20 protein-coding genes and 2 tRNA genes are annotated in these 21,212 nt (G+C 39.3%); 11 read left to right on the forward strand and 11 right to left on the reverse strand.

The genetic code is table 11. The features are described from left to right. Positions 1 to 22: 22 nt before the first annotated feature. Complete coding sequence (locus QX565_RS02195; RefSeq protein WP_289291045.1) at positions 23 to 1,273, reverse strand: glutamate-5-semialdehyde dehydrogenase; 1,251 nt, start codon at positions 1,271 to 1,273, stop codon at positions 23 to 25. Positions 1,274 to 1,289: 16 nt separating this feature from the next. Beyond that, positions 1,290 to 2,372 (reverse strand): glutamate 5-kinase, encoded by a 1,083-nt coding sequence (gene proB / locus QX565_RS02200; protein WP_195448772.1) that lies wholly within the window; start codon positions 2,370 to 2,372, stop codon positions 1,290 to 1,292. 188 nt (positions 2,373 to 2,560) lie between these two features. On the opposite strand from proB, the gene QX565_RS02205 reads away from it, so the two are divergent. Beyond that, complete coding sequence (locus QX565_RS02205; protein WP_289291046.1) at positions 2,561 to 3,712, forward strand: pyridoxal phosphate-dependent aminotransferase; 1,152 nt, start codon at positions 2,561 to 2,563, stop codon at positions 3,710 to 3,712. Here the strand turns inward: QX565_RS02205 and QX565_RS02210 are convergent. Next, entirely contained in the window at positions 3,681 to 3,914 is a 234-nt protein-coding gene (locus QX565_RS02210; protein ID WP_002558983.1) for a DUF2007-related protein, read from the reverse strand. The genes QX565_RS02205 and QX565_RS02210 overlap by 32 nt on opposite strands. 314 nt (positions 3,915 to 4,228) lie before the next feature. Here QX565_RS02210 and QX565_RS02215 point away from each other — a divergent pair, with 314 nt between their 5' ends. Both QX565_RS02215 and QX565_RS02220 read left to right on the forward strand, forming a co-directional pair. Then, positions 4,229 to 6,190 carry a tetratricopeptide repeat-containing sensor histidine kinase gene (locus tag QX565_RS02215; RefSeq protein WP_289291048.1) on the forward strand — a complete coding sequence of 654 codons (1,962 nt, stop codon included), beginning with the start codon at positions 4,229 to 4,231 and terminating at the stop codon, positions 6,188 to 6,190. A 24-nt stretch (positions 6,191 to 6,214) separates the two neighbouring features. Next, entirely contained in the window at positions 6,215 to 6,985 is a 771-nt protein-coding gene (locus QX565_RS02220; RefSeq protein WP_221650253.1) for a fimbrillin family protein, read from the forward strand. Positions 6,986 to 7,073: 88 nt separating this feature from the next. Here the strand turns inward: QX565_RS02220 and murI are convergent, their stop codons facing one another. From murI to ribD, 8 genes are all read right to left on the reverse strand, one after another. Continuing rightward, positions 7,074 to 7,916, reverse strand: coding sequence for a glutamate racemase (murI, locus tag QX565_RS02225; protein WP_289291049.1), 843 nt, complete (start codon positions 7,914 to 7,916; stop codon positions 7,074 to 7,076). Between the two features lie 129 nt (positions 7,917 to 8,045). Next, positions 8,046 to 8,561, reverse strand: a complete 516-nt coding sequence (locus QX565_RS02230) for an OmpH/Skp family outer membrane protein (RefSeq protein ID WP_002558987.1) — start codon at positions 8,559 to 8,561, stop codon at positions 8,046 to 8,048. A 56-nt stretch (positions 8,562 to 8,617) separates the two neighbouring features. After that, positions 8,618 to 9,133, reverse strand: a complete 516-nt coding sequence (locus QX565_RS02235) for an OmpH/Skp family outer membrane protein (protein WP_221650255.1) — start codon at positions 9,131 to 9,133, stop codon at positions 8,618 to 8,620. Positions 9,134 to 9,159: 26 nt separating this feature from the next. After that, positions 9,160 to 11,808 (reverse strand): BamA/OMP85 family outer membrane protein, encoded by a 2,649-nt coding sequence (locus QX565_RS02240; RefSeq protein WP_289291052.1) that lies wholly within the window; start codon positions 11,806 to 11,808, stop codon positions 9,160 to 9,162. Between the two features lie 25 nt (positions 11,809 to 11,833). Continuing rightward, positions 11,834 to 12,568, reverse strand: coding sequence for an isoprenyl transferase (locus tag QX565_RS02245; RefSeq protein WP_221650257.1), 735 nt, complete (start codon positions 12,566 to 12,568; stop codon positions 11,834 to 11,836). Between the two features lie 5 nt (positions 12,569 to 12,573). Then, positions 12,574 to 13,278: a type IX secretion system protein PorG gene (gene porG / locus QX565_RS02250; protein WP_289291055.1), complete on the reverse strand. Its 705-nt coding sequence runs from the start codon at positions 13,276 to 13,278 to the stop codon at positions 12,574 to 12,576. A 65-nt stretch (positions 13,279 to 13,343) separates the two neighbouring features. Next, on the reverse strand, positions 13,344 to 14,750 hold the full coding sequence (bamI, locus tag QX565_RS02255; RefSeq protein ID WP_221650258.1) for a BamI family beta-barrel-assembly machinery protein: 1,407 nt from the start codon (positions 14,748 to 14,750) through the stop codon (positions 13,344 to 13,346). Positions 14,751 to 14,888: 138 nt separating this feature from the next. Beyond that, positions 14,889 to 15,929 carry a bifunctional diaminohydroxyphosphoribosylaminopyrimidine deaminase/5-amino-6-(5-phosphoribosylamino)uracil reductase RibD gene (gene ribD / locus QX565_RS02260; RefSeq protein ID WP_289291057.1) on the reverse strand — a complete coding sequence of 347 codons (1,041 nt, stop codon included), beginning with the start codon at positions 15,927 to 15,929 and terminating at the stop codon, positions 14,889 to 14,891. A gap of 54 nt (positions 15,930 to 15,983) precedes the next feature. Here ribD and prmC point away from each other — a divergent pair, with 54 nt between their 5' ends. The 8 genes from prmC (at position 15,984) to QX565_RS02300 (ending at position 21,181) form a co-directional block, all read left to right on the forward strand. Further along, on the forward strand, positions 15,984 to 16,820 hold the full coding sequence (prmC, locus tag QX565_RS02265; protein WP_221650260.1) for a peptide chain release factor N(5)-glutamine methyltransferase: 837 nt from the start codon (positions 15,984 to 15,986) through the stop codon (positions 16,818 to 16,820). Then, positions 16,817 to 17,296, forward strand: coding sequence for a regulatory protein RecX (locus QX565_RS02270; RefSeq protein WP_025868077.1), 480 nt, complete (start codon positions 16,817 to 16,819; stop codon positions 17,294 to 17,296). Before prmC ends, QX565_RS02270 begins: the two co-directional genes overlap by 4 nt. 80 nt (positions 17,297 to 17,376) lie before the next feature. Continuing rightward, positions 17,377 to 18,015 carry an orotate phosphoribosyltransferase gene (gene pyrE, locus QX565_RS02275; RefSeq protein ID WP_221650261.1) on the forward strand — a complete coding sequence of 213 codons (639 nt, stop codon included), beginning with the start codon at positions 17,377 to 17,379 and terminating at the stop codon, positions 18,013 to 18,015. 96 nt (positions 18,016 to 18,111) lie between these two features. Next, on the forward strand, positions 18,112 to 18,522 hold the full coding sequence (locus tag QX565_RS02280) for an SRPBCC family protein (protein ID WP_221650262.1): 411 nt from the start codon (positions 18,112 to 18,114) through the stop codon (positions 18,520 to 18,522). 158 nt (positions 18,523 to 18,680) lie between these two features. Next, on the forward strand, positions 18,681 to 20,021 hold the full coding sequence (argH, locus tag QX565_RS02285; RefSeq protein ID WP_221650263.1) for an argininosuccinate lyase: 1,341 nt from the start codon (positions 18,681 to 18,683) through the stop codon (positions 20,019 to 20,021). 20 nt (positions 20,022 to 20,041) lie between these two features. Next, positions 20,042 to 20,491, forward strand: a complete 450-nt coding sequence (locus tag QX565_RS02290; RefSeq protein ID WP_221650264.1) for a Rieske (2Fe-2S) protein — start codon at positions 20,042 to 20,044, stop codon at positions 20,489 to 20,491. A gap of 519 nt (positions 20,492 to 21,010) precedes the next feature. After that, positions 21,011 to 21,083, forward strand: a tRNA-Gly gene (locus QX565_RS02295). 14 nt (positions 21,084 to 21,097) lie between these two features. Beyond that, positions 21,098 to 21,181: transfer RNA gene (locus QX565_RS02300), tRNA-Leu, on the forward strand. Positions 21,182 to 21,212: the final 31 nt, after the last annotated feature.

The following is a 21,212-nucleotide window of genomic DNA, read 5'->3' on the forward strand; positions in this document are numbered from 1 at the left end:
TTTAATTATTAGTTATTAATCTTTAATTTTCTCTCGTCTGTCCATCTCCCTCGATCATCCATTTATAAGAGGTGATTTCTTCAAGTGCCATAGGACCACGTGCGTGGAGTTTCTGTGTGCTGATACCTATTTCTGCTCCCAGTCCGAATTGTGCACCATCTGTGAAAGCTGTGGACACATTGGCATATACACAAGCGGCATCTACCATCTTACAAAATAAGGTAGCGCGTTCTTTATTTTCTGTAACGATACTTTCGCTGTGTCTGGAACTGTACTCTACGATATGTCCCAAAGCATCTTCAAAGCTTTTCACGGTCTTTATAGCCATTTTATAATCCAGGAATTCCGTACCAAAACTCTCTGTTGTAGCTTGCTTTAACAGATGTTCCGGATAATGTCCTTCCAAAGCATGATAAGCCTGAGAATCGGCATAAATAGTAACATTACTATTCTGTAATTTCTTGCAGATAGCCGGTAGGTCATTCAAACGTTTTTCATGAATAATAACACAGTCGAGTGCATTACACACACTTACGCGACGTGTTTTTGCATTATTGATGATAGCTGCACCTTTTTCTGTATCGCCGTATTCGTCAAAATAGGTGTGGCAGATTCCTGCTCCTGTCTCGATGACGGGTATTGTCGCATTTTCGCGTACAAAGTTTATCAGATTGCTGCTTCCACGTGGGATAATGAGATCTACATAACCTGTTGCATGAAGTAGCTCGGTGGTTGCTTCCCTGTCAGCAGGAAGAAGCTCTACTATATGCGTATCTACGTTGAATTGTTTTAATACTTTATGGATAACGCTTATGATTGCCTGATTGGAGCTGTCGGCATCGCTGCCTCCTTTTAAAATACAGGCATTGCCACTTTTAAGACAGAGAGAAAATACATCGAAACTCACGTTGGGGCGTGCTTCATAAATGATGCCGATAACACCGAAAGGGACACTGACTTTAGTGAGTTTCATTCCGTTTGGACGGACTGTCTCTTTCAGTACTCGTCCTAAGGGCGAGGGGAGGGTAGCTACATTACGAATGTCTGCGGCAATTCCTTCCAGGCGTTCTGTAGTGAGTTTCAGACGATCATACTTCGGATTTGTCTTGTCCATTCGTGCAAGATCTTTTGCGTTTTCACTTAGAATGAAAGGAGTTTCGGCAATGGCTGCGTCAGCTACTGCATTCAATATCTGATTAATTGTCTCATCGCTCAGTAGTGCCAACTTTCGGCTGGCTGCTTGTACGGCAATAAATGTTTCGTTTAACTTCATATTCTTAAAAGTCATATTATTCTATATACAAATAATCATAATGTACCACTGCTTTCTTACCATGTTTGCCCATTGCCTCTCGTGCTTGTGCTGAGTCACAATTTGCTTTACCTACTCCCACTGGTACTCCTTCGAAGTTGAAAATACGTACAATATCGTCTTTCTCAAATTCACCTTCGATTTTTATTATACCAATGGGAAGAATACTTACAGCTTTATCCGAAGCCAATACTTCTGTGGCTTGCTCATTAATATGTATCTCTCCTTTGGCGAATCCTTCACTGTGGGCGATCCATTTTTTTACGCTTGAAACAGGCTCTTTCGACGGAGTGAAGCGTGTACAGAGGGTTTCCTTAGGGTGTTGTAATAAATCTACAAGAATATTATCCCGTTTTCCATTGGCTATGATTACGGTAATCCCTTCATCTGCTACTTTACGGGCAATATTGGTTTTGGTTAACATTCCACCTCTTCCAAAACTCGATTTGCTCGCTTGTATATAGTTGGACAAATCTTTTCCATGTCCTATTTCACGGATGACGGAGGAAGATGGATCTGTAGGTGAACCATTATATATACCATCTATATTGCTTAGTATAATAAGAGCTTGTGTATCCATCATTGAAGCGATAAGGCCAGACAATTCATCATTATCGGTAAACATTAACTCGGTGACGGAGATGGTATCATTTTCATTGACAATGGGGATTACTCCGTTTTCAAGCATTACAGTCATGCAGTTTTTCTGGTTCAGATAATGTCGGCGGGTACCAAAACTTTCTTTGGTTGTCAGTACCTGTCCCACAGGTATGGCATGATCACGGAAAAGTTCGTAATAACGATTGATTAACTTAGCCTGTCCTACAGCAGAGAATAATTGACGCTGGTCTACGCTGTCGAGTTTCTTTATGGTTCGTATTTCGCTGCGTCCGGAAGCTACGGCACCCGAAGAGATAAGGATCACTTCAACACCAGCTTTATGTAATTCCGCTATCTGATCGACAAGGGCCGACATACGTGTTACGTCTAATGTTCCATCCCGACGCGTCAGTACATTACTTCCTACCTTTACGGCAATTCTTGTAAACTCTTGTTTCATTTTTACTAACGATTTGGAAGTACAAATATAGAACTTTTTATCGATATGATAGTTATAGGTACTTGTTTTTACGGATAAATAAGAATATGTATACAAAACCGGAAGTGCTATAAAATAAAGTCTTTTTCACTGGTAACATTCATACTGTAAAAATCGTATCTTTGTACCCCGAAAAAACAGATAAACCAATGAAACAGACTAACCCTCAGGTTGAACAAATGACCTCGTTTATCGTCATGGATGTATTAGAGCGAGCTAATGAATTACAGAAACAGGGCATCGATATTATCCATCTTGAGGTAGGTGAACCGGATTTTGACGTGCCTGCCTGTGTAGCGGAAGCGGCAAAAAAAGCATATGATTCTCATTTAACACATTACACCCATTCTTTAGGTGACCCTGAATTAAGACGCGAAATCGCTGATTTTCATTATCGGGAATATGGTGTGAAGGTAGATCCCGACTGTATTGTGGTGACTTCCGGCTCTTCACCGGCAATTCTGTTGGTATTGTTGTTGCTTTGTCGGCCGGATAGCGAGGTGGTTCTTTCGAATCCGGGATATGCCTGTTATCGTAATTTTGTATTGGCTGCACAGGCAAAACCAGTATTGGTGCCACTTCGCGAAGAAAATGGGTTGCAGTATAATATCGAGGATATCAAAAAGTTTATCACTACTCGCACGGCAGCTATTTTTATTAATTCACCAATGAATCCTACCGGGTTATTGTTGGAGGATAAGTTTCTTAAAGAAATAGCTTCATTGGGTGTTCCGGTCATTTCAGATGAAATTTATCATGGATTGGTTTATGAAGGACGTGCCCGCAGTATTCTGGAGTTTACTGATCAGGCTTTTGTGTTGAATGGCTTTTCTAAACGTTTTGCTATGACAGGATTACGACTTGGATATGTGATTGCACCTAAATCGTGTATGAAAGCATTGCAAAAATTGCAGCAGAATCTTTTTATCTGTGCCCCAAGTATTGCTCAACAAGCAGGTATCGCTGCGCTTCGTTATGCTGCTCCGGATGTGGAACAGATGCGGGCAACGTATGACGAACGTCGACGTTATATGATTCAACGTCTTCGTGAGATGGGATTTGGTATCCGTGTTGAGCCCAAAGGTGCTTTTTACATATTTGCTGATGCCCGTAAGTTTACAAAAGATTCTTATAAATTTGCTTTTGAAGTTTTAGAGCAAGCACATGTAGGTATTACACCGGGAGTTGACTTCGGCACAGGAGGAGAGGGCTACGTACGTTTTTCGTATGCCAACTCACTGGAGAATATTCGCGAGGCACTCGATCGCCTTAATCGTTTTCTGCTTTCTCGCGGCTTCTGATAATTTCCATAGCAGGCTCATAGTTATCCTCTTTTACCATAACGGATACTGTGGGACTGATATAAGGCGCTATTGTTGTTATGAGGCCGTCTTTTAAGGCGGCATCTATTTCATTGCTTTCGAGCAATCCTTTGATAAGTTCTGCTTCCCATCTTGAACCGGAAAACACTTCGATCAGACGGCTGTTATCTTCTTCTTTCATAATTTCTGAGGTATAAGGTGTTTATACTTTCACAAATGTACACGATAATTTCTGAAAAAACGCATGGTGAGGTAAAAAAATAGCGGGTTTTAATGAATTATGTCTCTTTGGGGAGACATGGTAAAATTCAAGAGGAGCGGAAAGAATGTTCGTGAATAGTTTGCATTTATAAAATGGTGATCTGCTTTATTTTGACTTATATATATAGGATAAAGTAGACAATTATTTGAATAAAATAATCAATTTGTAATCCGGACGTTAAAAATAGATGTATATTTGCAATCTGCAGCCAGGTCATTAATCAATACATAATCATGAGAACTACAATCCTCCGAAGAATGTCATTTGTTATTTCTTTTGTTCTTTGCAGTACGGTTTATGCGCAAGAAGAAAAGGAGTTTAATGTAGATAGCACACTCTACTCATATTTTCAGCATTGCCAGGAGAATGTTAGTAATTTGAAAGTTCTTCATATGGCTGATACGTTATATCAGATGTCGGAGGAGAGAGGTGATTTACGGATGCAGGCTGTTGCTTTAGCGCTTAAATTAGACTACTACTATTTTCAAGGAAATAATGTAGACAGTATTATTCATTATACGAATATAGTGAAGGACTTTGCTGAAAAAACAAATCAACTTAAATATTATTATTTTGTTTGGAACAATCGTTTGATATTGCATTATCTTAAAACCGGAAAGACTAATATAGCTCTCTATGAAGCTCAGGAAATGTTAAAAGATGCCCAAATCAAGGATAGTAAAATCGGACTACTTTACTGTTATAACAGCTTATATCAAATCTATGAAATAAAGAATTTGAAAAGCTTGGCTTTTGAATATTGTTTGAAGGGAATTGAACTGACTGAAACTTATCATGTTGATAATTATAATCTTTCACCTTCTTATACTGAAGTTGCAAAATATTATATTGAGCAGAATAAATTACCTCAGGCACTTGAAATGCTGAAAAAAGCTGAGGCTACGGCTAATGCGAGTGTGCATATCCTTCTCGGAAAATTGGGTTATATACATTATTATATTGCTATATCTGATACGGAAAGAGCTTGGAAAATACTGCAGGAAGTAGAGAAATTGATTACAGATGATAAAAAACTGGATATCAATAAGAAGCTTTATTATGAGAATGAATTCTTCTATTATAAGCAGATCGGGCAATATCAGAAAGCTTTAGAATCAGCAGACGCACTGATAAAAGAGGAATTACGTCTTAATGAACATGCATTGCGTAGCGGACATTATCGTATGAAGGGAGAAATCTATCAGGCTATGGGAAGAAAAGACCTGGCAGCTGATTATCTGTCTAAATATATTCAGTTGGAAGATTCTGCCAGACAGAGTAATGAAGAACAGTCCATCAGTGAATTTGCGACTCTGGTTAATATGGAAAAACTGAATTCAGAAAAAAAGGAGTTGATGCTTCAGGCGCAGAAGAAAGAATTGTATAACAAGCAGATTCTCATTATTTCATTGGCGGCTTTATTGATCTTTGTGTTTATTTTCCTATATAGAGAAAACAGATTGAATAAACGATTGTTGCATTCAGAAGAGGAGTTGAGAAAAGCAAAGAATGCTGCGGAAGATGCCAGCCAGATGAAGACATTATTTATACAGAGTATGAGCCATGAGATTCGTACACCGTTAAATTCAATTGTAGGATTTTCTCAAATACTGGGAGATCGCTATCGGGATGATCCGGATACTAAAGTATATGCCTCTATTATTGAGGCGAATAGTCATAATTTACTTCGCCTGGTCACGGATGTTTTAGAATTATCAGATTTGGATAAAACGGATAGCATGCCTGCAGATGTGTTGACCAATATTAATGATTGCTGTAAACAGAGTCTGGAGAGTGTTCGTAGAGATGTACAGGAGGGCGTGAAACTACTTTTTCATTCTGAACATGATCAGTTAATAGTTAAAAGTAACCCTGAACGTATAATGCAGGTTTTAATCAATTTGTTGCATAATGCGGTAAAGTTTACAGCTCATGGCAGTATAACACTGACATATACTGTGATGAAGAAGAAACAGAAAATATGTTTTGCTGTAACTGATACCGGACCTGGTGTCCCTTTGGGTAAGCAGGAGTGGGTTTTCGACAGATTTACGAAGATTGATAGCTATTCACAAGGTACAGGTTTAGGGCTTTCAATTTGCCGGGGAATTGCGGAAAAACTGAATGGTAGCCTGACTATTGATCCGGAATACAAAGAAGGGTGTCGCTTTGTATTTGTGATACCGTATTCTTAATTTTAATATATAATACCCTGACAGATGAGAACAAAAGTACTTTTTATGAGTTTAGTATTGGGCTGTTTATGGAGTTGTCAACAAGACGAAACGACTGAACAGACAGATGGACAGACAATTAAATTCACCAGCGTTGTTATTGGTGATGAAACCCTATCGCGTGCCAGTAGCAGTACTTCCATTGACGTGATTTCGATGCGTACTGAGTTGGATGATAAATTTACTGTGTTCGATCTTAAAAAGGATACTCGTTCATGGGGGGAATTCAGCAAAAAGAGTGAGGTCTTTTTTTATGCTCATTACCCTCGTCTGCCAGAGGCTGTGGCGAGTAATGAAACGCGTGCATTGGAAGGAGGAACAAATGACTATCTGTTTGGAAAGGCAAAAGCTGTAGCCGGACAACAACAAGTTTGTCTTCAGTTTAAGCGTGTGATGGCTCCTCTAATTGTAGAGGTATTGGATGGGGATGGACGTTCTTATCAGGGAGATATTGAGGTTAGTGCTTTAATAAAGAACAAGGGAGTACAGAATTTAAAAGATGGTTCTATCATTACATTGGATGAGAAAAAGTATACTGCATTTAATCGTTTTGATAATGGGGTGAAACAAGCTCTTAATCTTTTACCTCAAAGGATTGAGAAAGGGACTCCTTTTCAGGTACGATTGAGTAATGGCGTGACCTATACTGCTACGGTTGGCGAAGCTGTTCAATTAAATTCCGGAGAAAGCTATAAGGCCGTAGTCAGAGGTACCCGGGTTGATATCACTATTTATGATGGTTCAATTCCATTGTAGATTGTATCGGTAACAAATAAAATAAATAAGCCCTCTTTGCATATCCTTTAATGATGCAGAGAGGGCTTATTATGTGATAGATATTTTCTTACTCTAATACTACTCGTCTGACAGTTATATCTTCATTCAGAAATGCCGATGCCGATTCGATAAATTTCTCTTCGGCTTCTGTTGTACAGAAGGTACATTTACCGCCCTGTGTACATTTAGCTGCTATTTCCGGATGGCGATGCAGATAGTCTTTTAAGCTTCCGGCAACATATTCTCCCTGTGAAACAATCTCTATCCCGTCAGGCATAAAATGTTTTATTTTGGGTAATAATAACGGATAGTGTGTGCAACCTAATATTACAGTATCAATTTGCTGATCCTTACTTAATAGAGTATCGATATATTTTTGGATAAAGTAATCGGCTCCAGAACTTTGTGCTTCGTTATTCTCGACTAGCGGAACCCACATTGGGCAGGCTTCTCCACTGACATAGATGTCGGGAAACAACTTATGTATCTCCATTGGATAAGATTCTGATTTGATAGTACCTGCCGTAGCCAATACCCCCACATGGCGGCTATGGGTGATGCTACCGATACATTCTACTGTTGGGCGGATCACACCAAGTACTCTTCGTTGAGGGTCAAGGTGTGGAAGATCATTCATTTGTATCGTTCGCAACGCTTTCGCTGAGGCTGTATTACAAGCTAAGATGACCAAGTGGCATCCCATCTCAAATAATTTATTAACAGCCTGAAGGGTGAATTCATAGACAATCTCAAATGAACGGGTACCATAGGGGGTACGAGCGTTGTCGCCCAGATATATATAATCGTATTGCGGCAGAGTTTCTCTTATTTTACTCAGGATAGTCAATCCTCCATAACCTGAATCGAATACACCGATAGGACCGGGTGTTTGCGAAAGCTTCTGTTTCATAATGGTAAAAAAATTACGAGCTACAAGCTACAAATTACAATTGGCATTCGGTTAATCAGAATAGCCGGTAACTTGCTGCTTGTAGCTCGTTTTTATACTTTAGGTTGTTGCTTACAACATATTATTATCTTATTTAATTCCGAGTTGTGCTTTTACCTTAGCAGTAAGATCTATGCTCTGAGCACCTACGTAAGGAATTGGAGTACGAGCCAAGTCAAAGATATAAATAACACCTTCTGCAGCACCTACAGCTTTGATTGCATCATCCAGTTTTTTGTAGATAGGAGTCATCTTTTCTTGCTGTGCTTTCTGCATACCTTGTTCTGCCTCCTGTTGGAATTGCTGTTGTCTTTCAGCCATATCCTGCAATTCTTTTTGTCTTCTTTCTGCAATATTTTGCGGAAGAGAATCTTTAGCTATTGCCTGTTGGAATTCCTGATATTTCTTACTGAACTCTTCCTGAGTTCTTTGAATTTCATCAGTATAATTTTTTTCCAAAGCCTGTAACTCTGAAAGAGCTTTTGTGTATTCAGGCATAGTAGGAATAATTTCGGTCGAAGTCATATGACCGAACTTGAGTGTTGATTGTGCGAATACGCCCATCGGGAGTACCAGCATAATTAAAAGTGCAATTTTCTTTAGCATAGTTTTATTATTTATTTGAATGATTACTTTGGGTTATCGCTTGCAAATGTATGAAATTAATTTGAATATCCTAACTTTGCCAGCACTTCATTACTTATATCAATACGTGGAGAAGCAAAAATAATACTTGTTGCTGATGCTCTGTCTACTACAACAGAATAGCTTTTTTGTTCAGCAAGTTCCTTCACTGCATTGTATATTTCGTCTTGAATGGGTTTCATCAAACTCTCTCTCTTTTTAAACAGCTCACCTTCCGGACCGAAATATTTACGTTTTAGTTCGGCTGCCTCCTTCTCTTTAGCTACAATTTCCTCTTCTTTCTTAGTCTTTTGCTCTTCAGAAAGGAAGACTGTTTCCGATTGATAATTCTTATACAGCGTTTGAGCCTCTTGGGCAAGCGCTTCTACTTCGCTTTGCCATTTTTTAGAGGACTGGTTCAACTGTTCGTTAGCGCGCTCGTAAGCGGGAATGTTCTTCAAGATATATTCCATATCAATCAGAGCAAATTTTTGTGCACTGGCTGTTAAACTAATAGTAAACAGCATCATGATAAATAGAACAGACTTCTTCATAACGTTTAGTTTTTTAATGAAACAATTTAGAATTCCTGGCCCAGTACAAAGTGGAAATGACTACCACCGGCACTGCTGCTACCGAATACTTTATCGAAACCGTATGCCCAGTCGATACCCATCATACCAATCATTGGAAGGAAGATACGTACACCGACACCGGCAGAACGTTTCAAATCAAACGGATTGAACTTATTGATATCATTCCATGCATTACCGGCTTCCAAGAAACCTAACACATAAATATTAGTACTTGTTTCCAGCATCAATGGATATCTTAATTCAATGCCCAGGCGAGTGTACGCATAACCTTCTCTACCATAAGGAGTCAAAGAACTGTTTTCGTATCCACGTAATGCAACGCTTTCTGTGGCGTAACTTGAATATCCTGTCATACCGTCACCACCTACATCAAACGTTTCGAATGGCGATTTCTTATATTTATTATAGTGACCTAACAAACCGAATTCAATGCGGCTCATAAGAACCAGACATTTCGGATGAGCCTGATAGTCCATCAAAGCTGTGTAAGTTTTAGCTTTGAATTTCCATTTATGGTATTCAACCCAGTTATACAGTTTATTTCTGTTGTCCTGAGTGATACTTCCGGTAGAAGTGTAATATCCTTTATAGTCTCTTCCGTCAAACAGCGAGTACGGCGGTGTAATTTGTGCCGATAGTGAGAACTCGGAACCTTGACGTGGGAACAATGGGTTATCTATAGAACTACGAGCCAGTGTAAGGTTTAAACTGATGTTATTACATTTTCCGTTTGTTACCGGGAAATATTGCCAGTCTTTCAATATATAACGTTGGTATGCCAGTTCTGCAGAGAGAGTAAAGTAGTCATCCGGCCATTTCAAGCGTTTACCCCAACCTACAGAAAGTCCCCACATTTGGATTGACTTATCAGGGTCATAATAATTTTCGTAATTATTGTAGTTACCATAATTGTACATACCATAACCGCCATAACCACTATACATACTATTGTAGTAGTTGTTATAGTAACTGTCATTATAATAGCGGCTACTAATATCTGTTTGTCTTGAATAGAAAGCAGATATTGAGAATGAATTGGGGCGCTTGCCTCCAAACCATGGGTCAAAGAATGAAATACTATATGACTGATAATATTTTGCATTTGTCTGTCCGCTGACGGTCAGTGTTTGTCCATCTCCCTGCGGAAGGATACCGCGGTAGTTATCTCCTGGGTGCAACAGGTTAGCCAATGAGAAGTTAGTGAACTTCAGGCTCAACTTACCAATAATACCTGTTTGACCCCAACCGGCAGAGAATTCTACCTGGTCATTTGCTTTGGAAACAAGGTCGTAAGCAATATCAACCGTACCGTTCATCGGATCGGGTTGAATATCCGGGTGGATATTTTCTGCATCGAAGTGTCCCATCTGCTGTATTTCACGCATAGAACGCATCAGGTCATCACGACTGAACAATTGTCCCGGGCGTGTACGAAGTTCACGACGAACTACGTTTTCATATAGACGGTCATTACCGTTAATCTTAATCTTATTGATGGTAGCCTGTCTGCCTTCATAAATTCTCATTTCGAGGTCGATAGAGTCACCGTCAATGTTGATTTCTACCGGATCAAGATTATAGAAGAGGTAACCATTGTTATAATATAGATTACCAATAGCATCTTCATCAGTAGACAAACGCTCATTTAATAACTTCTGATTATATACATCCCCTTTTTTCATTCGGAGAAGGTAATTCAACTGTTCTGATGGATAGAGGGTATTTCCCACCCAAGTCACATTGCGAAGGTAATATTTGTCTCCTTCATCTATCTCCATATACACATTGACGGTCTTGTCGTCGTAGGGTGTTACACTATCAGTAACGATCACTGCATCACGGTAACCTAATTCGTTATATTTATCTATAATCAGTTGCTTGTCTTCTTCATATTTCTCGTTGATGAACTTCTTAGTACGGAATAAATTCAGCAATTTACCCTTCTCATTTGTTTTTTTCATTACACGCTTCAACTTCGAGGTCTTAATTGCTTTGTTACCTACGATTGTTATTTCGTGTACTTTAATTTTTTCTTTCTTATCGATATTTACGTCAACAATCACTTGATTCTCATTGGAAATATCGTCTTTCTGAGAGATGATAATTTCTGCATTTTTGAAACCTTTATCATCAAAATAACGTTTGATCAGTGTTTTAGCACGGTCTACTAAGTTTGGAGTAATCTGGCTGCCTTTTACCAATCCCAGTCTTGTTTCCAGATCTTGCCGTTCTGATTTTTTTACGCCATGATAACGTATTTCTGAAATACGGGGACGTTGAGTCAAACTGATTTTCAACCATACCTTACCGTCTTCTATTTTTTCGGCTGTAATCTTAACATTCGAAAATAGACCATGACGCCAATAGCGCTTGATAGCACTTGTAATCTCATCACCTGGCACAGAAATGGATTGACCTACCGATAACCCCGAGAGACCAATAAGTACATAGTCCTCGTAGTTTTTAACACCTTCGACTTTAATGTCGGCTATCTCATATTTTTTGGGTGTCCCTGAATATAAAATAACAGGTTTGGAAGATTCGTCTGTGTTAGCATCTTGTGCCCTGCCTGCCAGTGCAAACCCAAACAGACAGATAAACGTTACGAGTATGAAGGAAATACGATAATGCATTTATGTTATAATTATAAGTTTTGAGTTAACTGATTTGTTCACTGGTTTTGCCGAAGCGACGTTCCCGTTTCTGGTAGTCACTAATAGCCTTTCTCAATTCTTCCTCCCTAAAATCGGGCCAGAAAGTATCACAGAAATAAAGTTCGGAGTAAGCACACTGCCATAACAGATAATTGCTTAACCGTATCTCGCCTCCCGTACGGATCAGTAAATCCGGATCGGGCATAAAGTTAGTAGTCAGATGTGCTTCAAGACAATGGTCAGTAATTTCTTCAGGAACCAATTCCCCTTTTTGAACTTGTATTGCTATTTGTCGTGCAGCTTCTGTTATTTCCCAACGGGATGAATAACTGAGAGCCAGTACCAGAGCCATTCCAGTGTTATGTGAAGTATGTTTTACACAAGCATCCAATCGTGTCCGTACATTTTCGGGCAATTTATCGATATCACCTACAATACGGAAACTGATGTTGTTTTTCATAAATGTTTCTTCCTCGATAGAATCGAACAGAAGACTCATTAGTGCCGCTATCTCATCCGAAGGACGATTCCAGTTTTCTGTGGAAAAGGTGTACAAAGTCAGATATTTAATACCCAACCTGGCGGCTTCTTCTGCTATAATATGTACAGTTTCTGCACCAGCCTGGTGTCCAAAGCTACGTTCACGTCCACGTTGCTTGGCCCATCTTCCGTTACCGTCCATGATAATCGCTACATGCTGCGGTATCCGGCTAAAATCTATTTGCTCTTTATAGGACATCTTTTTTAATTGTTGCATTCTTTACATCTGGAGAAAAGGTCGTATGTCACAAAAAAGACGGTATATGAATAACTATCTTTGTTTTTCCATCCCTTTCCTTTAATCCGATATGGATCATTTAACTGCAGCCCTTCTTTGTTCGTAACGTCTAACTTGTCACTCAAGCTGAACCGCATCGTAAATTCGCATCCGATATTTATTCGTGGAGCTATTTTATATTTCACTCCTATTCCTACCGGGAAATTTACGGTAAATACTCCTTCTGCAGGTGCCGGGGCAAAGGTAAATCCCATTCCTCCTAATATATAAGGAGTAAATCTGTGTTCACCTCTATAGCCATATCCGGTTCCATATCCCAGAAAGTTATATTCAAATTGTGCCCCTAAATCGAAGATTGTACGTTTAAAACTTGCTTCTCCGTTGTCGGGATACTTATTTTTAAAATTCTTCGTATTGCCGGATATTCTTCCTGCCATTAAGTTTGCCTTTATGGCCATTCGTGGGTTCATTATATATCTTGCCATGAACCCTCCGGCTATTCCTATGTTCTTAAATGGAGTAGTGTAGTTGGCATCACCCATGTAAAAACTACCACCTAAACCTCCTCCCAATTCCATCTTATATTCTTCTTCGTCCTGTGCATACAGGCCGGGAAGCGGTAGTGAGATTAACAATATACATAGTATCAGCGTTCTTTTAGTAAATGCCATAATCGTCTTATTACTTGGTTATTCCATTAATAGAACGGCTGATTAACTTTAAAATTGTATTTCGCTTATTGCCTTGCAAACCCTAAACGATTCAATTTACCTCTCCATACATCTCCGCTAGGTATTATTGCACCCGGCATTCCGTCATAACTACGCATAATCCAGATAAAGTTATTTTCGTCTACTACCATTGAGTAGTCTGATTCTTCACCTCTAAAACCATAGTTATGTTCAGTCTGTATGTTACCCTCTTCGTCTTTAATCTCAATGATTTGATCTGTTGGGAACATAAACATCCTTGTCACTTCCTTCCATACAATGCCGGCTTCGGATTTATAGAAAGTTTTGAAGTCTCTGCCAAAGATATAGAAAGCACCTCCATAATACATAATGGAAGGGTCTTTTAGTAACGGACAAGGGTATGAGGAGTCATCCAAAGCGGCCCATTCCTGTCCTTGCATATATCCCCATGCGACTGTTGCTGTATCATTCTCCGTTTTATTTTCTTCCGGAATATTACCTACTATCATAATATTAGGTACACCGGTTATATTTTGAAAGCTCGTAACTGAGATGTTATCACGTGGGAAATTTTTTGGAACAACACCTTCCTCGGTCCAATTACTTCCATCTGTTGTTGTACAGAACATATCTTCATTGTTCAAAGTTTTGATTCCTGTCAGACTGTTTCCGATTGGAGCAATCAGAACCACGGTGTTATCTCCAAATGCAGGTGCTTCTTCCCAATTTATACCATCATTAGAACTATATACCTTCTTATCAGCAATAGTTGTTGCATAAAGTGTACTGTTGAAGTTTACGATTGAAGTAAGGTTTGTTGAAGGCAACCCGTTGATTGGGGCTGAATTCCATGTTCCATCTGTTCCAAGTTGTCCATTGGATAGGGTTGTGTAGTATACAGAAGAAGAACTTGGTCCATAAACATAAATCTGGTTATTGAAAATGATAGATTTCTGTTTACCTTTTATCTGAGGTGCAAAATTAGTACCTATTGGGCCTTTACCCCAATTCAGAGAATCCGGTTGTTGCTGATGTACACGCACTGATAGTGCATACTCTTTCGTATGTTCCATGTCCGGTGCCCATACTTTAAATCTGAAAGGTTTTTCCACTGTTCCTACCAGATTTACAGAGTCTGCTATATTAAATATGGAGTCTTCTGTATTTGCTGAGTTTCTGATAGTAACAAAACCTGCTACTGTCATGGTCTTTATCAGGATTCTATCAATAATCGTATCTGAACCTACCGGCAATGAATCCTGATTGTATATTTCTCCGGTAAGCTGATCAATTGTGAATTGATAATTAACTCCCAAAACCTTGTCAAGTTCAAATGCCTGTAGAAGTGCATTCGGGCTATACTCAATAGGATCGTCATCGCCAAGACAAGAGCTCATGGCAAATGACACAAGCAAGAAACTCACAATTACTGATAAAAACTTAATTCTCATTTGAAAGATTGTGTTTATTTACAAGTTGCAAAAATAGGAACATTTTTTCCGATATAGAACATTGTGGGGAAGTTTTATATAAAATTATAGATAATAACAGGCTTTTTATCGATAGAAAACCCTCTGAATAGAGCCAATTTACACATTTTTGTTCGTGTAGTGCTTTATTTTTACTCCAAAATGTTTTTTATCGGAATAACTAATTTTATTTCTTATTTCAGGTGCTTTAACACCCGAATCTAACGTAACCTTGGCTTCTTCTATAAATGCCTCGTCCCATAGGTTATTATCAATAAACGATTGGAGTAATTGTGCACCTCCTTCTACTAATATTGATTGTAAACCACGATGATAGAGGGCGTTCATTATCTGTGGCAATAATTCTTTTTCATAATCGAGTACGATATATTCTATGTTTTTCTGTTCCGGATGTTTTTGGGATGTAAAAACGAGTGTCGGAACACTACCATCAAAAAGGTGCAGGTCAGAGGGAAGTGATAGATTTCTGTCCAATACTACCCGTACCGGATCCTTGCCGTACCAGTTGCGTACTGTTAATGAAGGATTGTCGAGCTGCGCCGTGTGTGTACCTACCATGATAGCATCCGATTCACTTCTTTTTTTATGTACTAACAAGGCAGTGTGTGGAGTTGAAAGTATTACCGGTTGTCCGTCTGTGCGGTTTATGTCAATAAATCCATCTACTGATTCTGCCCATTTGAGGGTGATGTAAGGGCGGTGGAGCGTATTGAATACAATAAACCTGCGTATCAGATGACGACATTCATTTTCGAGTATTCCTACAGTTACTTCTCTTCCGGCATTACGTAATTTTTGTATTCCTTGTCCGGCTACTTTTGAAAAAGGGTCCTGGCAGCCAATAACGATACGTGGAATCTGTTTCTCTATAATAAGATCGGCGCATGGAGGTGTTTTTCCATAGTGGGAGCATGGTTCCAGACTAACATAAATAGTAGAACGTTTTAACAAAGACTCGTCTTTTACCGAATGAATTGCATTTACTTCGGCGTGTGCCTGTCCGCAGCGAATGTGATACCCCTCGCCTATAATTTGCCCGTCACATACAATTACAGCTCCTACCATTGGATTGGGAGACACATTACATAAACCATTTTGTGCCAGTTCAATACAGCGCCGCATGTATTTTTCTTCTTCCATTTTTCAGCCTTTTACTATAATATTTGTACTTTTGCATCCCAAAAACAGATAGACATGAACCGGGTTTCTACTTATATCCGTCAGGTATTACAAGATATTTATCCTCCTCAGGAACTGAAAAGCCTGACGATGATGATTTGGTGTGATCTGTTGGGTATGGATGCACTCGACATTTATCTGGGCAAAGATATTAATTTATCCGAAAGCAAACAGTACGAACTGGAAAACATTCTGCAGCGTTTACGAAAAAATGAGCCGATACAATATATACGGAAAATGGCAATCTTTCTGGGACGCTCTTTCTACGTAGCACCGGGGGTACTTATTCCCCGTCCGGAGACAGAAGAATTAGTGGAACTTGTTGTTAGAGAGAATTTGAATGATGCTCCCCGGATATTGGATATTGGTACGGGAAGTGGGTGTATTGCTATCTCTTTGTCTCTTGCCATTTCACAAGCTAAAGTGACAGCCTGGGATATTTCGGAAGAAGCACTTGCTGTAGCCCGGCGAAACAATGAAGTTCTGGGTTCAGCCGTTTCTTTTGAGCGAAAAGATGTATTGGCAGAGACAGATTCTAGGCAACGTTTTGATATTATTGTTAGTAATCCTCCCTATGTGACCGAATCTGAAAAGGTAGACATGGAGCCTAATGTACTTGATTGGGAACCGGAGCTTGCCTTGTTTGTGCCCGATAATGATCCATTACGCTTTTATCGCCGGATTGCTGTGTTGGGAAGACAATTGTTGAACCCCGGAGGAAAACTTTACTTTGAAATAAACCGTGCATACGGTTGCGAAATCGTCTGTATGCTTACTGATTTAGGGTATTGTCATCCTTGTATTATAAAAGATATATCAGGAAACGATAGAATTGTAACTACGCATAAATGAATACAATGACCGAAGAAGAGGCGCTAAACCGTGTAGCTGCCTATTGCTCTGCCGCAGAACATTGCCGGGCAGAAGTGAGTGATAAATTACAAAAGTGGGGTATTGCCTACGATGCCATAGAGCGCATACTTGCCCGTCTCGAAGCTGAAAAATACATTGATGATGAGCGTTATTGCCGTGCTTTTATTGGTGATAAATTTCGCTTTGCCAAATGGGGAAAGATGAAAATAGGACAGGGCTTATATATGAAAAAAATACCGTCCGATGTGGCTTGGCGTCATTTGAATGAGATCGATCAGGAAGAATATCTTGCAGTGCTGCGTGATTTACTTGCTTCCAAACGTAAGAGTGTTCGCGGGAAAGATGAATACGAATTAAATGGAAAACTAATTCGTTTTGCTATGAGTCGTGGCTTTGAAATGAAAGATATCAAGTGCTGCATAGAGGTGTCGGATGATGAAGCACAGGACGATTAAAAAAAATAACCGGAATCTTCTTTCTTGTTTCGTTCTATTTCTGTATTTTTGCACTCTATAATTATCAAGTTAGTTTAGTTATGAAAAACTTAGAGAGATTATTTGCTGAGAAGTTACTGAAGATTAAAGCGATTAAGCTTCAACCAGCCAATCCTTTTACATGGGCTTCCGGATGGAAATCACCGTTTTACTGTGATAACCGTAAAACTCTTTCCTATCCGTCTCTTCGTAATTTTGTGAAGATTGAAACCACTCGTCTGATATTAGAACGATTCGGGCAGGTAGATGCCATTGCTGGTGTTGCTACAGGAGCGATCCCTCAGGGAGCGTTGGTGGCTGATGCATTGAATCTTCCGTTCGTGTATGTTCGTTCTACCCCGAAAGATCATGGATTAGAAAACTTAATTGAAGGAGAACTTCGTCCCGGAATGAAGGTTGTCGTTGTAGAAGATTTGATTTCCACCGGTGGTAGTAGTTTGAAGGCAGTAGAAGCAATTCGTCGGGATGGCTGTGAAGTAATAGGTATGATTGCTGCTTATACGTATGGTTTCCCTGTCGCAGAGAAAGCGTTCAAGGATGCAAAAGTGCCTTTGGTGACTTTGACAAACTACGAAGCTGTACTTGAAGTTGCACTTCAAACCGGTTATATTGAGGATACGGATATTGCGACTTTGAACGAATGGCGTAAAGACCCTGCACATTGGGACGCTGGAAAGTAACAAAGATATTTAATTATAGATGGATTTAAAGGAGAGCCATTCGGACAGATTTTGTTCGGATAGTTCTTTTTTTGTCTTTATAAGAATGAAAATAAGATGACTAAATTTGAAAGTACTGTAAAAGTGATACCTTACAGCCAGGAGCGGGTTTATGAGAAATTGTCCGATCTTAGCAATCTGGAGGCCTTAAAAGATCGTTTGCCGGAAGATAAGGTGAAGGATATAAGTTTTGATTCTGATACCTTGAGTTTCAGTGTGGCTCCTGTTGGGCAGTTGACATTGAAGATTGTGGAACGTGAGCCAAGTAAATGTATTAAGTTTGAGACCACTAACTCTCCGCTACCTTTCAATCTCTGGATTCAGCTTGTTGCAACAACTGATGAAGAGTGTAAGCTGAAGGTTACTATCGGTATGGAACTAAATCCTTTTATGAAAGCCATGGTGCAGAAACCGCTTCAGGAAGGATTGGAGAAAATGGTGGATATGTTGGCAATGATTCAATATTAATGGGGTAGTAGTAAGAGGTTAAGTAGTAAGTAGTCAAGTAGAAATGTTTCATTTGCTCTTTTCTCCTTTTGCTTTGATTATTAAAAGTATCTACATTACTTACTACTTGACTACTTACTACTTGACTACTAATTACTTACTACTAACTACTAAATAGTATGGCACAGAAACTTTGGGAGAAATCCGTTCAGGTAAATAAAGAGATAGAACGTTTCACTGTTGGACGTGATCGTGAGATGGACCTTTATCTTGCTAAACATGATGTGATGGGGTCCATGGCTCATATCACTATGCTCGAAAGCATCGGTTTATTGACAAAAGAGGAGCTGACTCTGTTGTTGGCAGAACTGAAAAATATCTATGCAGAAGCGGAACGGGGAGAGTTCGTAATAGAAGATGGAGTAGAAGACGTGCACTCTCAGGTAGAGTTGATGTTGACCCGGCGTTTGGGTGATGTTGGTAAGAAAATACATAGCGGCCGTTCTCGCAATGATCAGGTACTTCTTGATTTAAAACTTTTTACCCGTACACAATTGAAAGAGGTGGCCGAAGCAGTGGAACAGCTGTTTGATGTACTTATTCTTCAGAGTGAAAGATATAAAGAGGTGTTGATGCCTGGTTATACTCACTTGCAGATTGCTATGCCTTCTTCTTTTGGACTTTGGTTTGGTGCTTATGCCGAAAGCCTGGTAGATGATATGCTTTTTCTACAGGCAGCTTTTAAGATGTGTAACCGCAATCCATTAGGTTCAGCTGCGGGGTATGGTTCTTCTTTTCCGTTGGATCGTACCATGACTACTCGTTTGTTGGGCTTCGATTCTCTTAATTATAATGTGGTATATGCCCAGATGGGGCGTGGTAAGCTGGAACGTAATGTTGCCTTTGCACTTGCTACTATTGCAGGGACTATTTCTAAACTTGCCTTTGATGCTTGTATGTTCAATAGCCAGAACTTTGGTTTTGTGAAGTTGCCGGACGACTGTACCACAGGTTCCAGTATTATGCCACATAAGAAAAATCCGGATGTCTTTGAGTTAACTCGTGCCAAGTGTAACAAACTTCAGTCACTTCCACAACAAATCATGATGATAGCTAATAACCTGCCTTCAGGATATTTTCGTGATCTTCAGATTATTAAGGAAGTCTTTTTGCCTGCTTTCCAGGAACTGAAGGACTGCTTGCAGATGACTACTTATATTATGAATGAAATCAAGGTGAATGAACATATTCTTGATGATGATAAATATCTGTTTATTTTTAGCGTGGAAGAGGTGAATCGTCTGGCTCGTGAGGGAATGCCTTTCCGGGATGCTTATAAAAAGGTGGGACTTGATATTGAAGCTGGAAATTTCTCACATAGCAAACAGGTACATCATACGCATGAGGGAAGTATTGGTAATCTATGCAATGCGGAAATCTCTGCTTTGATGCAGAAGGTGGTAGAAGAGTTTAATTTCCGCGGAATGGAAGAAGCAGAGAAAGCTTTACTTGCCCGTTAATTAAAGAAAGGAGAATATAGATGCGTAGATTATTTCTTGTCATATTGCTATTTATAGGTGTCGTTGCTTGTGACGACTCCTATAAATCAACTATCCCGGATGTTTCGTTCTATTTCTCGTGCGATCTGGTACAGGGTGAGTATTCTAAATTGGCTATCCCTGGGCAATTTATAAAGAAAGCAAAAAATGTAAACGGTATTCCTGTTGGATATGCAGGTCTGATAATTGGGCAATCTATCTATTCTCAGGGGTATGATTACACTGCTTTTGATGCAGCCTGTCCGGTGGAGGCCAGTCGTAATGTTTCAATAGATGTACAGGATGATGGACTGGGCACTGCTATCTGTCCCAAATGCAAAACAAAGTATAATCTGAGTAGCAGTGGAGCTCCGGTAGAAGGAGAAGGAAAAGAGTATCTGAAACGATACAATGTGATTGTGAGCGGTACTACATTGCAAGTTCGTAATTAAATAACGGATATTTCTCTTTTTTCAGTAACTCTTGCTCTGTTATATAAAAGTATGACTGCTTTTGGGTAATGAATTGATTGTACCTTCTTTAATACTGATTAGGTATACATAATTCATACGTTAATCTCCTCTTAGTATTAGGTTCATCCTAAAAACAGGTAATTTGTTAAGGATGTTAATTCTAATTTTAACACTCCGGTTTCGTTTTACAGAATTGTACACTTTAGCATATCAGGATTGTACACTTTGGTATGACTGAAGTGTACAATTAACATATGCCAAAGTGTACACTTTGGTCATATTTAAAATAAGAGAAATATGTCATTGTATATCAATTGATTACATATAAACGGGCTTTTTGTTTGATGCTTTTCTTCTTTCTTAAAAGATTTCTATAATTACTTTTTTGATAACTACGTATCCTCCGGATGAACTTTGTATCTTTCATTTATAAACTTTCCTTTAAAAATATTTGGCAGAAACAAGGAAACTCTGTATCTTTGCACTCGTTGAAAAAACGCGGAAATAGCTCAGTTGGTAGAGCATAACCTTGCCAAGGTTAGGGTCGCGAGTTCGAGTCTCGTTTTCCGCTCTCTTTGAAAGGATGCTCGAATGGTGGAATGGTAGACACGAAGGACTTAAAATCCTTTGGCCATTGCGGCTGTGCGGGTTCAAGTCCCGCTTCGAGTACGAGTATTCCTGATTAAAAGCTCTGTAAATC

The organism is Bacteroides sp. 41_26 (assembly GCF_949740115.1).
Lineage (GTDB): Bacteria > Bacteroidota > Bacteroidia > Bacteroidales > Bacteroidaceae > Bacteroides > Bacteroides nordii.

Coding starts and splice junctions, on each gene's coding strand:
- QX565_RS02195 (WP_289291045.1), bottom strand. CDS start 1,273: ATGAAGTTAAACGAAACATTTATTGCCGTACAAGCAGCCAGCCGAAAG.
- proB (WP_195448772.1), bottom strand. CDS start 2,372: ATGAAACAAGAGTTTACAAGAATTGCCGTAAAGGTAGGAAGTAATGTA.
- QX565_RS02205 (WP_289291046.1), top strand. CDS start 2,561: ATGAAACAGACTAACCCTCAGGTTGAACAAATGACCTCGTTTATCGTC.
- QX565_RS02210 (WP_002558983.1), bottom strand. CDS start 3,914: ATGAAAGAAGAAGATAACAGCCGTCTGATCGAAGTGTTTTCCGGTTCA.
- QX565_RS02215 (WP_289291048.1), top strand. CDS start 4,229: ATGAGAACTACAATCCTCCGAAGAATGTCATTTGTTATTTCTTTTGTT.
- QX565_RS02220 (WP_221650253.1), top strand. CDS start 6,215: ATGAGAACAAAAGTACTTTTTATGAGTTTAGTATTGGGCTGTTTATGG.
- murI (WP_289291049.1), bottom strand. CDS start 7,916: ATGAAACAGAAGCTTTCGCAAACACCCGGTCCTATCGGTGTATTCGAT.
- QX565_RS02230 (WP_002558987.1), bottom strand. CDS start 8,561: ATGCTAAAGAAAATTGCACTTTTAATTATGCTGGTACTCCCGATGGGC.
- QX565_RS02235 (WP_221650255.1), bottom strand. CDS start 9,133: ATGAAGAAGTCTGTTCTATTTATCATGATGCTGTTTACTATTAGTTTA.
- QX565_RS02240 (WP_289291052.1), bottom strand. CDS start 11,808: ATGCATTATCGTATTTCCTTCATACTCGTAACGTTTATCTGTCTGTTT.
- QX565_RS02245 (WP_221650257.1), bottom strand. CDS start 12,568: ATGTCCTATAAAGAGCAAATAGATTTTAGCCGGATACCGCAGCATGTA.
- porG (WP_289291055.1), bottom strand. CDS start 13,278: ATGGCATTTACTAAAAGAACGCTGATACTATGTATATTGTTAATCTCA.
- bamI (WP_221650258.1), bottom strand. CDS start 14,750: ATGAGAATTAAGTTTTTATCAGTAATTGTGAGTTTCTTGCTTGTGTCA.
- ribD (WP_289291057.1), bottom strand. CDS start 15,929: ATGGAAGAAGAAAAATACATGCGGCGCTGTATTGAACTGGCACAAAAT.
- prmC (WP_221650260.1), top strand. CDS start 15,984: ATGAACCGGGTTTCTACTTATATCCGTCAGGTATTACAAGATATTTAT.
- QX565_RS02270 (WP_025868077.1), top strand. CDS start 16,817: ATGAATACAATGACCGAAGAAGAGGCGCTAAACCGTGTAGCTGCCTAT.
- pyrE (WP_221650261.1), top strand. CDS start 17,377: ATGAAAAACTTAGAGAGATTATTTGCTGAGAAGTTACTGAAGATTAAA.
- QX565_RS02280 (WP_221650262.1), top strand. CDS start 18,112: ATGACTAAATTTGAAAGTACTGTAAAAGTGATACCTTACAGCCAGGAG.
- argH (WP_221650263.1), top strand. CDS start 18,681: ATGGCACAGAAACTTTGGGAGAAATCCGTTCAGGTAAATAAAGAGATA.
- QX565_RS02290 (WP_221650264.1), top strand. CDS start 20,042: ATGCGTAGATTATTTCTTGTCATATTGCTATTTATAGGTGTCGTTGCT.